Consider the following 15,948-nt stretch of genomic DNA (forward strand, 5'->3'; position numbering starts at 1 on the left):
ATCGCTAGGGGAGTCGCCAAGTTGGTTAAGGCACTGGATTTTGATTCCAGCATGCGAAGGTTCGAATCCTTCTTCCCCTGCCACCTATAAAAAGAAAGCGTGTAATTACATCAATTACACGCTTTTCGTTTTTTCAGGATTTGGAAATGGCTTACGACAGCCTCATGGTATTTACCGGCAACGCCAACCCGCGCCTTGCTGAACGTGTAGTAAATCATCTGGACATCTCATTGGGGCGCGCTACAGTTGGCCGCTTCTCTGACGGTGAAGTGACCGTTGAATTGCTGGAAAACGTTCGCGGCCGTGATGTGTTTGTACTGCAATCAACCTGTGTTCCGACGAACGATAACATCATGGAAATGATGTTGATGGTTGATTCACTCAAACGCGCTTCGGCAGGTCGGATTACTGCCGCGATTCCTTACTTTGGTTACGCACGCCAGGATCGCCGTCCGCGTTCAGCACGCGTACCGATTTCAGCGAAAGTCGTTGCCAATATGCTGCAAGTGGCTGGTGTTGATCGTGTATTGACGGTAGACGTCCATGCTGACCAGATCCAAGGTTTCTTTGATATTCCGGTTGATAATATCTACTCAACCCCTGTGTTGTTGGCTGATATTCGCGCCAAGAACTACGAAAACCTGATGATTGTTTCTCCAGACGTTGGCGGCGTATTGCGTGCTCGTGCGATGGCGAAACAGTTGGGCGTTGATATGGCGATTATCGACAAGCGTCGTCCGAAAGCTAACGTAGCTGAAGTGATGCACATCATCGGTGACGTAAAAGATCGTGATTGCGTGATTATCGATGACATGATTGATACCGCGAATACGCTGTGTAAAGCCGCTGAAGCATTGAAAAAATTTGGTGCAAAACGCGTGATGGCTTATGCCACGCATGCTGTGTTTTCTGGTGCAGCTGTCGATCGCATCATGCAATCTGAATTGGATGAAGTAGTCGTAACTGACACGATTCCAGTGAGCGAATTGGCGCAAGCGAGTGGCCGCGTTCGCGTGGTGTCGATTGCTGGTCTCTTAGCTGAAACGATGCGCCGCATTAATAATGAAGAGTCGGTTTCTAGTCTGTTCGTCGATTAATTAAGTATTTAAAAGCCTACATGTATATACCTGTAGGCTTTGTTTCAAAAGAATTCAGGGGCTATACCCCGAATCGTATGCTTCTCTGGTCGCGGGGGGCGTATGTTATTTTTCCTATTGGAGTATCACAATGACTTTCGAATTAAAAGCTACAAGCCGCGCACAGCAGGGCACTGGTGCGAGCCGCCGCCTGCGTAAAGCTGGCCAATTGCCAGGTATCGTTTACGGTGGCGCTGCTGATGCAGTTGCAATCAACCTGGATCACAACAGCATGTACTACACGCTGCAAGATGAAAAATTCCACACTGCTTTGATCAGCTTGTCTGTTGATGGCGGCGCTGCTGAGCAAGTTGTTGTTCGTGCGGTTCAATACCACCCGTTCAAACAACAAGTTCAACACATCGACTTCCAACGTGTGAACGCTGAGTCTGTAATTGAATTGCGTATTCCATTGCACTTCGTTGGTGGCGACACTTGCCTCGGCGTGAAGATGCAAGGCGGCGCAATCAGCAATGTATTGAAAGAAGTTATGGTTCGTTGCGTTGCTTCTAAATTGCCAGAGTTCATTACTGTTGACCAATCTAACTTGGCAGTAGGTAACTTGTCAGTTCACTTGTCTGACATCGCTTTGCCAGAAGGCGTTCAATTGGTATCGCTATTGCGCGGTGCAGATTTGGCCGTTTCTATGTTGAATGGCGCAAAAGGTTAATTTTAACTTTTTTGCTTTCAACGAAAAACCCGCCGATTTCGGCGGGTTTTTTTATGTCGATTGAATCACTTACTTTCTGGCAATAGCGGCCAATTTGCTAGCGGTTGCGCTCGCACTGAGGTTGTCGTTTTGCCAGTATTCATAAACGACTTCAATCCATGCTTTTTTCAGATCATCTTGCACTGCCATATTGTGCGCCCAAGAAGGAACGAGGGTGTTTTTGCTTGATGCTTGAGTGAAGTCTTGCGCTGAAGCTTTGCCATAAGCATCAAGTTGGTTCAGGTCGATATCGGTTCGGGCGGGAATACTACCTTTGTGTTTGTTGTAGGCAATTTGCACTTCGGGCGTCATGAGCAAGGTTGCAAAGTCAGTTTGCGCTTTTTGCCGTGCCGGATCTTTTTGTTTAAAGAAGGTCAGTGTATCGGCAGCAAAACTGTATTCACCATTTTGGGTTGGCGAAGCCCAAAATAGATAATCGGTATTGGCTTGTTTTTCGGCGGTATCAAATTCGCCTTTAACCCAATCGCCCATTAATTGCATCGCTGCGCGGCCATTAATAATGTCGGCGGTCACGAGGTTCCATTCACGCCCAACGGGGTCGACGGAGCAGAAGGGTTTAATTCGGCGGAACATTTCAAGCGCTTTGATGGTTTGTGCGCCAGAGAGTGCTGATTGATCAAGTTTGCTGAATGCATTGATGTAATGATTGGCACCGCACACGCCGAGCGTTACGGCTTCGAATAAGGTGGCAACTTGCCATTTTACTTCGCTGTGTGCAATCGGCGTAATGCCCGCAGCTTGCAGGCGTTCGCACAGTTGAATGAACTCGTCCCACGTGCTCGGTGCGCGCACTTGGTTAATGCGCCGCATAATGGCTGCATTGACCCAAAGTACATTAACGCGTGCAACGCCCAGTGGCACGGCCACATAATGCCCTTCGGCATGCATTTGGTCGTCTAAAATTTTGGGCAGAATTTGATTCCATTGTTGCGCGTGCGCTAGGGAATCTAGATTGGCAAAAATGTCACGACCCGTCCAGTTTTGGATTTTTACGCCACCAATGGCGACTGCAGTTGGTAAGTTACCTGCTTCGACAGCCTTTTTCAGCATGCCCGGTACGTCTTTACCGTTGTGATTATCTGACCAGTGATGGTTAATTTTATTCAGACGGGCTTTGATGTCGGCGACGGCGCGAAAACCACTGGCGGCAAACCAGCTGTGTAGCACTTCAATGTCGCCCAGTTGGAATTTACCCACCGCTTCCATCAATTCTCGGGCGCGAACATCTAACTGCTCTAATGCTCGTTTGGCTTGTTGTAGCGCTGAGTCGCTCGATTGACTCATATTATTGATCTGCTCAACCGAGCGCGCCATCGTTGTGCTGGCGGCAGTTTGTTCACGCGTTGAATCAGCAATTTCTTTGACCACGGTAACCACGGTGGACATGCGCTCACCAATGGTCAGCATTTGCTGGCGCGCGTCTTCTGCGCGCTCTGCGCTGCCGGTAATTCGGCCTGCGGTACTATTCATTGAGGCAACGACATTCTGTGTTTCACGATCAACCGTTTCGATGCGCTGCGTGATTTCAACCGTCGCGCTGGCACTGCGTTCGGCCAATTTACGCACTTCATCAGCCACAACTGCAAAGCCACGGCCTTGCTCTCCGGCCCGGGCGGCTTCAATGGCGGCATTGAGAGCCAATAAATTGGTTTGTTGGGCGATGTCTTTAATAACACTGACAATGGTGCCGATTTCTTGCGAATGTTTGCTCAGTGTACCCATGGTTTCGCCAAGTAGCTCAAATGAGGCGGTCATCTGGCCCACTTCATCAGCGACGCCTTGCACGGCAGCAGCGCTGATGCTGGATAAGCCCTGTGTTTCTCCCACAGTCTGGTCGACATCGTTGGCGTTATCGGCAATGTGCGTAATGCTCACGGTTATTTCTTCGACCGCTGCCGCTGTTGCTGCTGCGTAGTCTGATTGCGTGTGGCTGTCTTTAACTAATTGACCGGTGACCGTAGTGAGTTCACGCAAGCCAAGTGAGAGGCCTTCCATATCACGCTGTACTTCGCGGAAGGTGCCCTGTAGGTTTTGGCTGTATTGATTAAAACCCCTCGCAATCTCACCAAATTCATCGCTTGAATTAATTGCAATTCGAGTGTTGAGGTCTCCGCCACTCGCAGCCAGACTTTGCATCGTGCTGCTGAGTTGTTGTAAGGGGCGCAGTTGGAATTGCACAGCAATAAAGAGTAAAACTGCTGAGAGGGGAACTCCCAATAAGCAAGGCAGCCAAGCCGAGTCAAAATATTGAATGGCACTCAAGATTGCGACTAAGCAAACGATGTTGATGGCAAGGCAAAGTGCAATTAAGCGCTGACTAACTGACATACCTATCTCCTGACTCGCGCCAGAGTGCAGGCGCGTTGAAGCAGTTTGAATCACGGTTTAATAAAATATAGCAGGTCTCAGTATCGTACATAACTAGGGTTACGTTGTAATTATTCGCAAATTTTTGAAAAACCACCTTGGTTTTTAGCTTTTCTACTTAATGAGTAAGACTCAGTTGATCGAATTGGCTGGGGGAGTGATAAATCTGTCATCGTTACACTGCAGAAGTGAGGTACACGCAGGTATCATAGCGGTCTTATTTGAGTTGTTGCATTGAGGGCAGGATGGCGATTAAGTTGATAGTAGGCTTGGGAAATCCCGGCGCAGAATATGAGGCTACGCGGCACAATGCTGGATTTTGGCTGGTCGATCATCTGGCGCGCGATGGGCAGATTTCACTGCGGCATGATAGTAAATTTCATGGCTTTAGCGGCCGAGTTAAAATTGCTGGCCAAGATATTTGGTTGTTGCAACCGCAAACCTATATGAATCGCAGTGGACTTGCCGTGGTTGCTTTGGCGCAGTTTTATAAAATCCTGCCTGATGAAATCCTTGTTGTGCACGACGAATTGGATATTGCGCCGGGCTTGGTGAAGCTCAAGCAAGGTGGCGGTAACGGCGGTCATAATGGTTTGAAAGACATTCAAGCGCATCTATCAACGCCGAATTTTTGGCGTTTGCGTTTAGGTATTGGCCATCCTGGCAACAAAAATGAAGTAGCTAATTTTGTACTCAAGCCGCCACGTAAAGAAGAGCAAGACTTAATTGATGACGCAATTTTGAAGTCACTGGCCGTATTGCCCAAGGTCGTGAAGGGTGAAACAGGTCCTGCGATGAGTTTATTGCATACTGATGATTCGAAAAAGCGTGAGCATAAACCTGCACCAAGCAGTAGTTGATGTATTGCTTGGTGTGCGATGATTATTAATGGCTAGCTTGATATACCTATTGGATTTTTATGAGCAATAAAGTAATCCCAGTCAATTTGATTACTGGATTTTTAGGCGTAGGTAAGACCACGGCGGTGATGAATTTATTGGCTCAAAAGCCAGCGGATGAGTATTGGGCGATTGTGGTTAATGAGTTTGGTGAGGTCGGAATTGATGGCGCCACGCTTTCATCACTCGGCGATGGCTTGCAGGTAGCAGAAGTACCGGGTGGCTGCATTTGTTGCACGACTAGCCCGATGTTGCGCGTGACATTAGGTAAGTTAGCTCGCGGCAAGCGTCCTGATCGTTTGTTGATTGAGCCGTCGGGTTTGGGGCATCCGGCGGGAATTATCGATTTATTGCGTGATCCGATGTTGGCGAGTGCGTTTGAAGTTCGTGCCGTGATTACTTTGCTCGACCCGCGCCATTTGGAAGATCAGCGCTACACCTTGCACGAAACATGGCGAGATCAATTGCAACTTGCCGATGTCTTGGTAATGAACAAGAGCGATATTGCCGATGAAGCACAAATTCAACGCGCAGAGGCAATGGGCGCAGCTTTCTTTCCGCCGAAATTAGCGATGGTGCGTAGTGTGAAAGGGCTTTTCTCGCCCGAACTTTTGGATTTGGAACTTCATCCCGAGCGTTGGCCTGATTCATTAGATCATGTCCGCCCAACAGGCGCGCATCATGGCGCTTATTCGTCGTCCCTCACTCGGCCTAATCGACTTAAGAGCGCGGTGGCTCAAGTAAACCAAGAGCCAGAGGTGTGGCCGATTTGTAAAACGCAGTCAAGTTTAGGGTCGCACAGTTGCGGGTGGATTTTTTCGCCAGAGACGATGTTTAGCAGTGGCAAGGTGGCGGATTTATTTACAGCCATGTCGAGTGCCGCGACACTGGGTATTGATGGAATTACGCGAGCTAAAGGGATATTTAATACGGAGCGAGATTGGTATCGATTTGATTGGGTCGATGGTATGACCAGTGCGCTGCCTGCGGCTTATCGGCGGGATAGTCGGTTTGAAGTGATTGTTGAAGGTGAACAAGCGCCAGATTGGCGCTTGTTCACTGAGGCTTTATTAGCGACGCAAATTAACCCGCTAGCGCCGACCTAATTTGAAACATATAGGCGTCGACCATATCGGTATGGCCGGCGTCTTTCATCGCTTTTTGCCAGCGGTCGATGCAAAAGTTCAGATCCTCAGTGGTGGTCATCGTGTCAAATATGTCACTGATCATGAATTCTAATTTGTTAGATAGGTAAGCCTGATCCGTCATGGCCATGATGCGGCGAATTTTGTTTCGCGCACTCGCACTGGGTAATGGTTTGTTTGCGTTGATCGCTGCTGCCTCTGGCGCAGGTGTCGCTGCAGGCGTTGCCGTACTGGGTCGAGTGACGGGTGGACGTAAATCATCGACGCCAGTATTGGTGATTAACTGTAATTCCATTAGCTGTTCAAGTTGTTTTTTTAACTCGTCCGGATTGGGTTGCAGACCGAGCAAGTCATCAAAGCGTTTATGTCCATCAATCATGATGAGGATTTGACGGAGTCGAATCGGAAAACCGGCGCTGCGGGTTTGGACTTCGCGAAGGCCGGCTTCTGTTTTGCTAAAAATGGTATTCGTATTCATGGGCGGTCTCTGAACAGCTTTGCCACAGGCTACATTAAAATAAGCATTTCATGATATCGGGGTTATTCCTTGTTATGCGTAAGAAAATGTTGCGGAACATTAACTACTAGCAGACAGTAGAAGCCTGATCTGCCCTAGCTGCTGCTCTGCATAGCGCATTTTTCCTTGGTTTAGTAATTCTTCATACCACTCTGCAATCAAGTGTTCGAGTTCTTGGCGCGTTTCTGCATGATCGAATTGGGACTGCAAAGCTGTTGTAAATTCTCCACCTAAGTACAACATATTGCCTTGGTGTAATATGCTTCTGATTTCTGCGAGAGCCGCAGCGCTGGGTAGTGGCTTGCTGCCTATTGGGGTCGTAGTCGCTGAGGCATCGAGTTGAGTAATGAATCCCGCTGCTTGTAGTTTTTCTAGTCGAACCAATAAATCACTGAGTGGCATCAATTTTGTGAGTGCTTCGACACTCATTTGCCCATCAATGACAATCAAGAGTTGTCGCTCACGAAAGCTCAAGTTGGCGCTACGACTACTGATTTCTTGCTGTCCTGCCGCCGTTTTTTCGTAAAAAGTATGATCCATGATGATCTCGAATAAGCGTTTATTTATTCAAGACTGCAAGGACAATTCGGTGTGAAAAAAAAGCCGCTCAATAAGATAAGCGGCTTTTCTAGTTGGCGATCACGGCCTATAAACCACCATAAGAATGTAGGCCCGATAAAAACATATTGACGCCAATAAAGGCAAACGTTGTAACAAATAAACCAATCACCGCCCACCACGCCAGAATATCGCCGCGCCAGCCTTTAATCAGCCGTACATGTAACCATGCGGCGTAATTGAGCCAGACAATCAGCGCCCAAGTTTCTTTTGGATCCCAGCTCCAGTAGCCACCCCATGCATCAGCGGCCCACATTGCACCGAGTACAGTGGCAATCGTGAAGAATAAGAAGCCAACGGCGATGGCTTTGTACATTACTTCGCCTAAAGTGTCGTAACTAGGTAGCTTATCGGTCAAAATGCCGCGCGCCGATAAGAGTTGCGCGATGCCGAGCATAGAAGCGATTGCAAAACTACCGTAACCGACGAAATTGGCAGGTACGTGAATCTTCATCCACCATGATTGTAAGGCAGGGATTAGTGGCTGGATTTCATGCGCTTGACGATCTAATGAGTACCAGAGAATAAAACCAACGGCTGCAGAAATCACCAGCAAGACAAAAGCGCCCATGCTTTTGGCGGCAAATTTGCTTTCGTAATACAAGTACATCAAGGCTGTCATCAGACAGAACAAAATAAAGACTTCATACAAATTGGAGACTGGAATATGGCCTACATCGGCGCCGATGAGGTAGCTCTCGTACCAGCGTACCAGTTTCGAAATCATGGCAGCACCCGCTGCAGCCCAAGTGAGGCCGCAGGCAATACTGAGGGATGTGGCTGATTTTCGCAGTAAACCCACCCAATACATGATTGTGGCGAGGAAAAATAACACCGACATCCACATCACCGCCGACTGGCTGGCGAGGACGTACTTCAACCAAAATGCGCTTTGACCTCGACTCAGGTCGCCATCGTATACGTTGATGGCGATCAGTGAGAGTACGGCACAGACAGGGAAGAAAATGCGCATTGCGGGCCAAAACCAGCCAAACCAAATCAAGCCGGCCACCGTGCCGAGTAAAATACCCTGCTCGTAATAATCGAGGTAGTTGTGATATTTTTGCCACGCGATTAGCGCGGTGCCGCAAATCACAATGCTAAAAAGCAAATCGATCCAGTTAAAGCGGCGGTTTTTTAAACTCAAGGTATTCATTTTCACGTGGCTCGGTGTGTTGGCTGGGTGGTTGAGGTCAGCGCGGCTATGTGCGCATCAAACTCACGGTCTAAATCGGCCGTTTTACGATTACTACTCATCGCAATCAAGGTCTTACTTGGGGCAATGCGTACCCAAATCCGGTTTTCTCGGATGTAAAACATACAGAAAATACCCAAAATTAATAGTAGTGAGCCCAGATAAACCACATTCTTACCCGGTGAGCGGGTCAGTTGGAAACCACTGGATTTCACTTCATTAAAGCCATTGAGCACAAACAAGGTCGGTGAGCCGTAATCAAAAAGACTGCTCGTCGCCACCAAACTGTCCATTAGGAAACGATACTGTGCTTCGCTGACTGGAATGATTGCTAGTCCGGCTTGTTCTTGAGCGACATCCATGGCGTCAATCGCAGCACTTTGCAGCACTTTTAAGTAGGTTTGCGCAACCGTTTGACGTTGCTCTTTGGGGACTTTTTCATTCAAGAACCGCTCAATGGCAGGGAAACCACCTTGGCTAAATTGAGTTAGTACGCCTTGGGTGATATCGGCAAATTGTGCTTCACCTTCTTTAGAGACGCCGCCGGCCTTGAGTGCTTTGGCTGCGGTGCGTTTAGCAATTTCAGCGTGGAGTTTTGGATTGAGTACGGCAGCTCTAAAGCGCATATAGCTATCAAGCTGCATATCTTCGTTGAGAGGTATACGTGTGAAGGCGAATGGGGCTGATACCTCTTTACGCATACCCGTCAAGAAATAGCTTGCATCTGCTTCGATAAAGGGTTGCATGTAGTTTTGGTATTCAACCGCTTGCCCCGCGTTATCGCGAACTTTGAATTGAATAGTTGGACCGAGATTACGTAAGTTTTTATCGCTTTTAACCGATTGTGCTGAGGCTAGTGCTGTTTGGAATTGACTCACTGCGACGGCCGAAGTGTCTTCCGCCGGTTTGTCGAGCGTTTCGATATTGAAAGGTCGTAAGTCACCGATTTCTAGGCGGTATTGTTCTTGGCCAATCTTGAGTTCGACTTCGCTTTGCGAGTTCGCCGCCAATTTAGATTGCTGATGCGTAGTGAGGTCCCACTGGATAAAGTCCAGACCAGAGCCTCCGTCACCAAAACTAGCTTGGTAAATCGCAACGCCATCGACGATCAAAGGATGATTGACTTTAACAGTGCCACTTTGCAGCAAGGCGCCCGTTTTCAAATCGAGCACATCGACATCGCTGGCAAATAGTTTTGGCATGCCGGTCGAGTAATGCTCAATATGGAATTTTTTTAGTTTGAGAACAAACGGTAGTTCTTGGACGAAATAGCCATTGCCTGAATTCAGAAACACCACACTGGCTGAGCTGCCCTCGCTCAAATTGACATTGCCACGAAATGACAGGTTGTTTGCGGCGAGTCGTGATTGTTCTGGAATTTGGCTTTGTGGAATATTGCGTGTTTCTGAAGTCTTGATATTGAGCATTTCCATGACTTTGAGCGGCAAATTGCCATCCATCAAGCCACCAATGCAGATCACCACAATCGCAGAATGGGTGAATAAATAGCCTAAGCGCTGCCAGCTGCCTTTTTTCGCCGCGACTAAAGTAGCGTCGCCGTCTGTACGCAAGCGATAGCGATAACCGTGTTCAGTCAGGTGGGCAAGAACTTGAGTTTGCTCGAGTGGTGCATCAGTTTCATGGTGATGTGACATCAGGCGCAGCGAGTTCTGGCTGGCTTTTTCACGGTAACCACGGATTTCGCGAATTAGCCCAGGGAAATGTCGCCAAATACACAAGCAAGTCGAAAAAACCAAAAAGGCCAGAATGACTAAAAACCAGACCGAGTGATAGACGTCAAAAAGGCCGAGTGGCTCAAAAATGCTGAACCAGAAATCACCAAACTCAACGCGGTAATTTACATAGGGTTCATTTTGCTTAAGTACCGTACCAATGATTGAAGCAATCGCCAATATGGTCAGTAAGCTGATGGCAAAGCGCATTGACGATAATAAATCGAACAAGGCGCGTCGAAATGAGGTGGATTTTTGTGTCATTGTAAAATCAAAAAAGGGGCGAATCGCCCCCTTTAGTACGCGAAAACCGGAATGAGTTCCGGGCGACGCTTAGTGAATCGATTGAATATACTCAGCGACGGCTTTTATTTCAGCATCAGACATCTTGGCTGCAATTTCCGTCATTGGTAAATTATTGGTGCGTTCACCGTCGCGGAAGCCTTTTAGCTGAGCAATCGTATAAGCGCTGTGTTGACCCTTCATGAGTGGGTATTGCGATGGAATTCCTGCGCCAGCTGGGCCATGACAGGCCATACAGGCTGGAACACTCTTCGCAGCAATACCACCGCGATAGATTTTCTTACCGGCTTCAATCAATGCTTTATCCGACGCACCACGCTGTTTTGGCTTTTGCTGGCTAAAATAGGCTGCAACGTTGGCCATATCAGCATCAGACAATGGCGTTGCCATTCCGAGCATAATGGCATTTTTACGCTTTTGGCTCTTGAATTCTTGCAACTGTTTAATGATATATTCTGGGTGTTGTCCAGCAAGACTAGGATTGGCGCTGGCCGCGCTGTTTCCATCTACACCGTGACAGGCTGCGCAGACTTGATCAGCGATAACCTTGCCCTTGCTAGGATCGCCTTTTAAATTGGCCGCAAAAACGGCTGGTGACATCATCAAAAGTGCTGTAATGCTCACTGCAACAGACATGCTGCGCATAAATCCGCTCCCGTATGTGGAGTACGTCGGTCTAAGGTGCCGACGATAATCATGTAAATACTGGTATTCTATAGCAAGACTCCGATACAAACCACAATGGCACCCACAGATGTCCCTATTTCAAGGTCTACAGTTCCTCACAACTGTAAATGATTTAAAAACTTTACCGCATGAAGGTGTAGAAGTCGCCTTTGCGGGACGCTCGAACGCGGGGAAATCAAGCGCGATTAATACGCTCGCCAATATTACCCGCTTAGCTTATGTCTCTAAAACACCAGGTCGTACGCAACACATCAATTATTTTGATTTTGGCAATGAGCGTCGTCTCGTCGACTTGCCTGGCTATGGCTATGCAGAAGTACCAGAGCGTATTCGTAAGCACTGGCAAGGCTTGCTGGCGCAGTATTTATCGCATCGCGATAATTTAATTGGCCTCGTACTCATCATGGATAGTCGCCGTCCTTTGACAGAGCTTGACCGTAATATGCTGGCTTGGTTTAGACCTACCGGAAAGCCAATTCACTGTGTACTGACTAAATCCGATAAATTAAATAATCAAGAAAAAGCGTTAGCGCTGCGAACAGTGAAAGCCGAATTTGCTGATGACGCAATGATTACGGTTCAATTGTTTTCTAGTTTGAAAAAGCAGGGCGTTGATGAGGTTGAGCAGGTTGTTGGTGGCTGGTTTGCAGCTGCCACCGAGTTGCAAGAGGGCGTTGAACCGACAGGCGGCGACTCAATTTCTTGATGTTTTGTTTAGAAAAACTATCTTAATCAGAGGTGCGCCCCTGCACCTCCCGCTTTTCCTCCCTGAGCGGGGCTTCGTTATGACGAGGCGCTCTATATAGCCCCGATCTGGCACGTTTCTGGTCGGGGTTTCTTTTTTTATGCTCATTTCATGTGCAGTTTGGCGGTAAATGCCAACACCTGCCGTTATTAGCCTTGTCTAATATCTCTCGCAGGCATTATGATTTTCCACTACGTATAATCTGTTCATCTGTTCACCTGCCGTAGGTGTACTATCTGACAGCGCTGAGTTGGCAATGAAATCGGTCTTAGTCGACCAGTAATGGGGAAATCTATGTCTAGTCTTGCTGGTATTAAGGTGATGGTTATCGATGACAGCAATACCATTCGACGCAGCGCTGAAATATTCTTAGGGCAAGCTGGCTGCACTGTGATTTTGGCTGAAGATGGGTTTGATGCTTTGGCTAAAATTACGGATAACCACCCCGATGTGATTTTTGTGGATGTAATGATGCCTCGTCTAGACGGTTATCAGACTTGCGCCTTAATTAAAAAGAACCCGCGCTTCAAATCGACTCCAGTGGTGATGTTGTCTTCAAAAGATGGTTTGTTTGACCGCGCTCGTGGGCGCATGGTCGGCTCTGATGAATACTTAACCAAACCGTTTACCAAAGACAGCCTATTGGCAGCCGTTGGCACTCACGCGACGAGTGCAACCTAATTTAAAACTAATGGACTTTAAGCTATGACGATCAAAAAGATTCTGATTGTGGACGACTCGCCAACCGAGCGTCATTTTCTTGGTGAGTTACTCACTAAGAACGGATTTCAAATTATTACCTTAGAGTCGGGCGAAGAAGCTGTCGCTCGTACTAAAGAAATTATGCCTGATTTGATTTTGATGGACGTTGTGATGCCTGGAATGAATGGTTTCCAAGCTACACGCACTATTACGCGTGATGATGCGACTAAAAATATTCCAATCATCATGTGTACTTCGAAAAATCAAGAAACTGATATGGTTTGGGCCAAGCGCCAAGGTGCTACCGAATATGTGGTTAAGCCTGTCGATCCACAAGAATTGCTGAATAAAATCGCATCGCTATAAGGCGAAGTGATTGAGGGCGTCATATGGCTAAGCGAATCACTGCGCGAGTAAGTTTGCGTGAGTACCAGCAAGGGGTAATGCAGCGTCTACAAACGGCGACGACAGTGGCGCAGGTGGATGCTCGCTTGGGTTTGCAAATCGGCAATGATAATTGGTTGGTTGATTTGGCAGATGTTTCTGAAGTGATGCCCATGCCTTCTGTCACCGGCGTGCCGCTTGCGCACTCGTGGTTTAAGGGCGTGGCTAATATTCGCGGTAATTTGGTGAGCGTGGTTGATTTACCTGCGTTTTTTGGTCAGCAACATCAAGGGTTTACTTTGCTTGCTCGCTTGGTTCTGCTGCAGCCACGCCACCTACCGCACGCTTCGGTGTTGGTAAATAAAATGATGGGTTTGAAGCATTTGGCTGACTTAGAGCAAGAAGCGCTTGAAGGAACTGAACCGGCTTGGGTGGGGGGCAAATACAAAGATGCTGCCGGCCAGTCGTGGAAGGTCTTGGATGTGGTGAAATTAGTGAATGAGCCTGCATTTTTGCAGACTGGGATTGCATAAAAAAATCAAAAGTCACTCTGGGGTGGCGCGGGAGGTAGCATGGCAGTGATGGATCGCATCAAGGGCTTGTTTTCTGGTAGTGACAAGGCTGGCAAATCTCGGCCGGGTGAAAATAAAAAATCATTCGACCCATCTAGAACAACTTGGATTCTTGATAAAATTCGTTTGCCAGAAGGCGATGATGTTCAGTCGCTTAAGCCGATTCCATTGATTGGTCACCTGCCTGCACGTCAGCAAATGGCAATTTTCCTGGTTGCAATGGTGCTGAGTGTGGCTTTGTTCGCCGTAACTGCATTTCTTTCTTTCCGTTCGAGCAGTATCAATGCGGATAATCAAGCCACTGCGACTGAGATGCAGATGTTGTCGCAGCGTATTGCTCGTGCGTCAACACAGGCCGTGCGTGGTAATCCAGAAGCATTTAAGGTGTTGGACGAGTCTTATAATCGATTTAATGACAGTTTGAATCGTCTTATGGATGGTCAAAGTGCTTGGAATATTTTTCAAGTATCAGGTGCTGAGCAATTAGCGCTCATTGAAACGGTTTGGAACACTTCGTTTCGTCCAAACCCAAGTCGACCAACTGTAGATACAATTTTGAAACAAAAATCGGCGCTGATGGCGGTGGGTAATAGCGTTGAAGGTATTAATAGCAATGATGCCAAACTATTAGAGCAAACTCAGCAGTTCGCCTCGCTTCTTGCTGATAGTGGCGGTACTTTGCGAGAATTAGATTATGCCAATCAGTTGGCGATGTTATCGCAGCGAACTTCTAAAAATGCCAATGCAATGTTGGCAGGTGAGTTGATTAATCCTGAGGTGGTCTTCTTGCTCGGTAAGGATGTATCAACATTTAACGAGATTGTTCTTTCGTTTTTGGACGGCAATCCAGATCTACAAATTCGCCCTGTAACGACCACAGAAATGGCGAAGAAATTAGAGCAAATTCAGGTTCTATTTAAAGATTTCGAAGTGGTGGTGAGCGCGTTCTCGAAGAATATGCAGCCGCTGGTCAACACGCGCTTGGCCAATCAAGCGATTGTTCGTGATTCAGAAAAATTACTCACTGATACAAAATCACTGGCTGAGCAATACAGCAACTCAGTGGGTGGTGTTGTAGTTACTATTGTTGAGGTGATTCTGATTGCAATCGCCTTGGCTTCATTGTTGTTGTTGGTTCGAGTATTCAATCAAGAGTCAGTGAAACGTCGTTTGGCTTCAGAGTCTGAAAACCGTAAGAATCAGGATGCGATTTTGCGATTGCTGAATGAAATGGGCGATTTGGCTGATGGTGACTTGACCATTCGTGCATCGGTGACTGAGGACTTAACGGGCGCAATTGCCGACTCGATTAACTTTACGATTGAAGAGTTACGGACACTGATTACCGGTATTAACCGTGCCACTGAAAAGGTTAACGCATCTTCCGCAGAAGCTCAGCAAATTTCTACTGAGTTGTTGTCTGCGGCAGAGCGCCAATCGCGTGAGATTGAAACTACGAACCGCAATGTGGCGCAAATCGTTAGCTCGATTCAAGGTGTTTCAAGTACCGCTGCTGAATCGGCTAACGTGGCGAAAACATCGCTCTCTGCCGCTGAGCTGGGTGCAGAGGCGGTAAATAATCAGATTAAAGGGATGGGCGAGATTCGTGAGCAGATTCAAGAAACTGCGAAGCGAATTAAACGTCTTGGTGAATCGTCGCAAGAGATTGGTGAAATCGTTGAATTGATTTCCGACATTACCGAACAGACCAACGTATTGGCATTGAACGCCGCGATTCAGGCCGCAGCAGCGGGTGAGGCGGGTCGAGGCTTCTCAGTGGTTGCGGAAGAGGTTCAGCGCCTTGCTGAGCGTTCAGGCGAGGCAACTAAACAGATCGGTGCGATTGTGAAAACGATTCAGGCCGATACCCACGATGCGGTTGCTGCGATGGAATTGTCTACGCAAGGTGTGGTTGAGGGGGCAAAACTCTCTGATGCTGCGGGTAATGCGCTAGCCGAGATTGGTAAAGTTTCTCGTGAATTGGCAAGGTTGATTGGTTCGATTGCCCATGAAACTGAAGATCAAACTCAATTGGCAAGCCAAGTTAGTCATACGATGCGTGACATCTTGTCGATTACTGAGCAAACCACTGCCGGTACGCAACAGTCTGCCGTTGCGGTAGGCCAATTGACTGGCCTCGCTGCAGAGCTGAAAGCATCGGTTTCTGGTTTCAAACTGTCCTAATAATCTCCAGACCGACCTATTAAAGGTCGGT

15 protein-coding genes and 1 tRNA gene are annotated in these 15,948 nt (G+C 47.7%); 10 read left to right on the forward strand and 6 right to left on the reverse strand.

All coding sequences use genetic code 11. From position 1 onward, the window contains the following. Positions 1 to 6 precede the first annotated feature (6 nt). The 3 genes from K4H28_RS15865 (at position 7) to K4H28_RS15875 (ending at position 1,806) form a co-directional block, all read left to right on the forward strand. Positions 7 to 83, forward strand: a tRNA-Gln gene (locus K4H28_RS15865). Positions 84 to 146: 63 nt separating this feature from the next. After that, on the forward strand, positions 147 to 1,097 hold the full coding sequence (locus K4H28_RS15870) for a ribose-phosphate pyrophosphokinase (RefSeq protein ID WP_221006101.1): 951 nt from the start codon (positions 147 to 149) through the stop codon (positions 1,095 to 1,097). Between the two features lie 130 nt (positions 1,098 to 1,227). Continuing rightward, positions 1,228 to 1,806 carry a 50S ribosomal protein L25/general stress protein Ctc gene (locus tag K4H28_RS15875; protein ID WP_221006102.1) on the forward strand — a complete coding sequence of 193 codons (579 nt, stop codon included), beginning with the start codon at positions 1,228 to 1,230 and terminating at the stop codon, positions 1,804 to 1,806. 69 nt (positions 1,807 to 1,875) lie between these two features. Here K4H28_RS15875 and K4H28_RS15880 read toward each other — a convergent pair whose 3' ends face one another. Further along, a complete protein-coding gene (locus K4H28_RS15880) occupies positions 1,876 to 4,194 on the reverse strand; it encodes an extracellular solute-binding protein (protein ID WP_221006103.1) in 2,319 nt (772 codons plus the stop codon). A 284-nt stretch (positions 4,195 to 4,478) separates the two neighbouring features. Here K4H28_RS15880 and pth point away from each other — a divergent pair, with 284 nt between their 5' ends. Continuing rightward, positions 4,479 to 5,093, forward strand: a complete 615-nt coding sequence (gene pth, locus K4H28_RS15885) for an aminoacyl-tRNA hydrolase (RefSeq protein ID WP_221006104.1) — start codon at positions 4,479 to 4,481, stop codon at positions 5,091 to 5,093. Between the two features lie 59 nt (positions 5,094 to 5,152). Then, the gene (locus tag K4H28_RS15890; protein ID WP_221006105.1) at positions 5,153 to 6,238 is read left to right on the forward strand and encodes a CobW family GTP-binding protein; all 1,086 of its coding nucleotides are present in this window, start codon (positions 5,153 to 5,155) and stop codon (positions 6,236 to 6,238) included. Here the strand turns inward: K4H28_RS15890 and K4H28_RS15895 are convergent. The 5 genes from K4H28_RS15895 to K4H28_RS15915 form a co-directional block, all read right to left on the reverse strand. Further along, positions 6,216 to 6,755, reverse strand: a complete 540-nt coding sequence (locus tag K4H28_RS15895) for a hypothetical protein (RefSeq protein WP_221006106.1) — start codon at positions 6,753 to 6,755, stop codon at positions 6,216 to 6,218. The genes K4H28_RS15890 and K4H28_RS15895 overlap by 23 nt on opposite strands. A gap of 99 nt (positions 6,756 to 6,854) precedes the next feature. Then, the gene (locus K4H28_RS15900; RefSeq protein ID WP_221006107.1) at positions 6,855 to 7,334 is read right to left on the reverse strand and encodes a hypothetical protein; all 480 of its coding nucleotides are present in this window, start codon (positions 7,332 to 7,334) and stop codon (positions 6,855 to 6,857) included. 106 nt (positions 7,335 to 7,440) lie between these two features. Then, a complete protein-coding gene (gene ccsB / locus K4H28_RS15905) occupies positions 7,441 to 8,568 on the reverse strand; it encodes a c-type cytochrome biogenesis protein CcsB (RefSeq protein WP_221006108.1) in 1,128 nt (375 codons plus the stop codon). A gap of 2 nt (positions 8,569 to 8,570) precedes the next feature. Then, complete coding sequence (locus tag K4H28_RS15910) at positions 8,571 to 10,604, reverse strand: cytochrome c biogenesis protein ResB (RefSeq protein WP_221006109.1); 2,034 nt, start codon at positions 10,602 to 10,604, stop codon at positions 8,571 to 8,573. Positions 10,605 to 10,673: 69 nt separating this feature from the next. Further along, positions 10,674 to 11,288: a c-type cytochrome gene (locus K4H28_RS15915; protein WP_221006110.1), complete on the reverse strand. Its 615-nt coding sequence runs from the start codon at positions 11,286 to 11,288 to the stop codon at positions 10,674 to 10,676. 109 nt (positions 11,289 to 11,397) lie between these two features. On the opposite strand from K4H28_RS15915, the gene yihA reads away from it, so the two are divergent. From yihA to K4H28_RS15940, 5 genes are all read left to right on the forward strand, one after another. Then, entirely contained in the window at positions 11,398 to 12,036 is a 639-nt protein-coding gene (gene yihA / locus K4H28_RS15920) for a ribosome biogenesis GTP-binding protein YihA/YsxC (RefSeq protein WP_221006111.1), read from the forward strand. 333 nt (positions 12,037 to 12,369) lie between these two features. Continuing rightward, entirely contained in the window at positions 12,370 to 12,756 is a 387-nt protein-coding gene (pilG, locus tag K4H28_RS15925; RefSeq protein WP_308443461.1) for a twitching motility response regulator PilG, read from the forward strand. A gap of 24 nt (positions 12,757 to 12,780) precedes the next feature. Further along, positions 12,781 to 13,143, forward strand: coding sequence for a response regulator (locus tag K4H28_RS15930; RefSeq protein ID WP_308443462.1), 363 nt, complete (start codon positions 12,781 to 12,783; stop codon positions 13,141 to 13,143). A 23-nt stretch (positions 13,144 to 13,166) separates the two neighbouring features. Then, positions 13,167 to 13,694, forward strand: coding sequence for a chemotaxis protein CheW (locus tag K4H28_RS15935; protein WP_221006113.1), 528 nt, complete (start codon positions 13,167 to 13,169; stop codon positions 13,692 to 13,694). Positions 13,695 to 13,733: 39 nt separating this feature from the next. Next, a complete protein-coding gene (locus K4H28_RS15940) occupies positions 13,734 to 15,917 on the forward strand; it encodes a methyl-accepting chemotaxis protein (protein ID WP_255573562.1) in 2,184 nt (727 codons plus the stop codon). Positions 15,918 to 15,948: the final 31 nt, after the last annotated feature.

Source organism: Deefgea tanakiae (genome assembly GCF_019665765.1).
In the GTDB taxonomy this organism is placed as follows: Bacteria; Pseudomonadota; Gammaproteobacteria; order Burkholderiales; family Chitinibacteraceae; genus Deefgea; species Deefgea tanakiae.

Bases quoted from the DNA above. Each gene is read 5' to 3' on its own strand.
- K4H28_RS15930 (WP_308443462.1), top strand. From the start codon at position 12,781: ATGACGATCAAAAAGATTCTGATTGTGGACGACTCGCCAACCGAGCGT.
- K4H28_RS15890 (WP_221006105.1), top strand. From the start codon at position 5,153: ATGAGCAATAAAGTAATCCCAGTCAATTTGATTACTGGATTTTTAGGC.
- yihA (WP_221006111.1), top strand. From the start codon at position 11,398: ATGTCCCTATTTCAAGGTCTACAGTTCCTCACAACTGTAAATGATTTA.
- K4H28_RS15915 (WP_221006110.1), bottom strand. From the start codon at position 11,288: ATGCGCAGCATGTCTGTTGCAGTGAGCATTACAGCACTTTTGATGATG.
- K4H28_RS15870 (WP_221006101.1), top strand. From the start codon at position 147: ATGGCTTACGACAGCCTCATGGTATTTACCGGCAACGCCAACCCGCGC.
- ccsB (WP_221006108.1), bottom strand. From the start codon at position 8,568: ATGAATACCTTGAGTTTAAAAAACCGCCGCTTTAACTGGATCGATTTG.
- K4H28_RS15940 (WP_255573562.1), top strand. From the start codon at position 13,734: ATGGCAGTGATGGATCGCATCAAGGGCTTGTTTTCTGGTAGTGACAAG.
- K4H28_RS15880 (WP_221006103.1), bottom strand. From the start codon at position 4,194: ATGTCAGTTAGTCAGCGCTTAATTGCACTTTGCCTTGCCATCAACATC.
- pth (WP_221006104.1), top strand. From the start codon at position 4,479: ATGGCGATTAAGTTGATAGTAGGCTTGGGAAATCCCGGCGCAGAATAT.
- K4H28_RS15895 (WP_221006106.1), bottom strand. From the start codon at position 6,755: ATGAATACGAATACCATTTTTAGCAAAACAGAAGCCGGCCTTCGCGAA.
- K4H28_RS15875 (WP_221006102.1), top strand. From the start codon at position 1,228: ATGACTTTCGAATTAAAAGCTACAAGCCGCGCACAGCAGGGCACTGGT.
- K4H28_RS15935 (WP_221006113.1), top strand. From the start codon at position 13,167: ATGGCTAAGCGAATCACTGCGCGAGTAAGTTTGCGTGAGTACCAGCAA.
- K4H28_RS15910 (WP_221006109.1), bottom strand. From the start codon at position 10,604: ATGACACAAAAATCCACCTCATTTCGACGCGCCTTGTTCGATTTATTA.
- pilG (WP_308443461.1), top strand. From the start codon at position 12,370: ATGTCTAGTCTTGCTGGTATTAAGGTGATGGTTATCGATGACAGCAAT.
- K4H28_RS15900 (WP_221006107.1), bottom strand. From the start codon at position 7,334: ATGGATCATACTTTTTACGAAAAAACGGCGGCAGGACAGCAAGAAATC.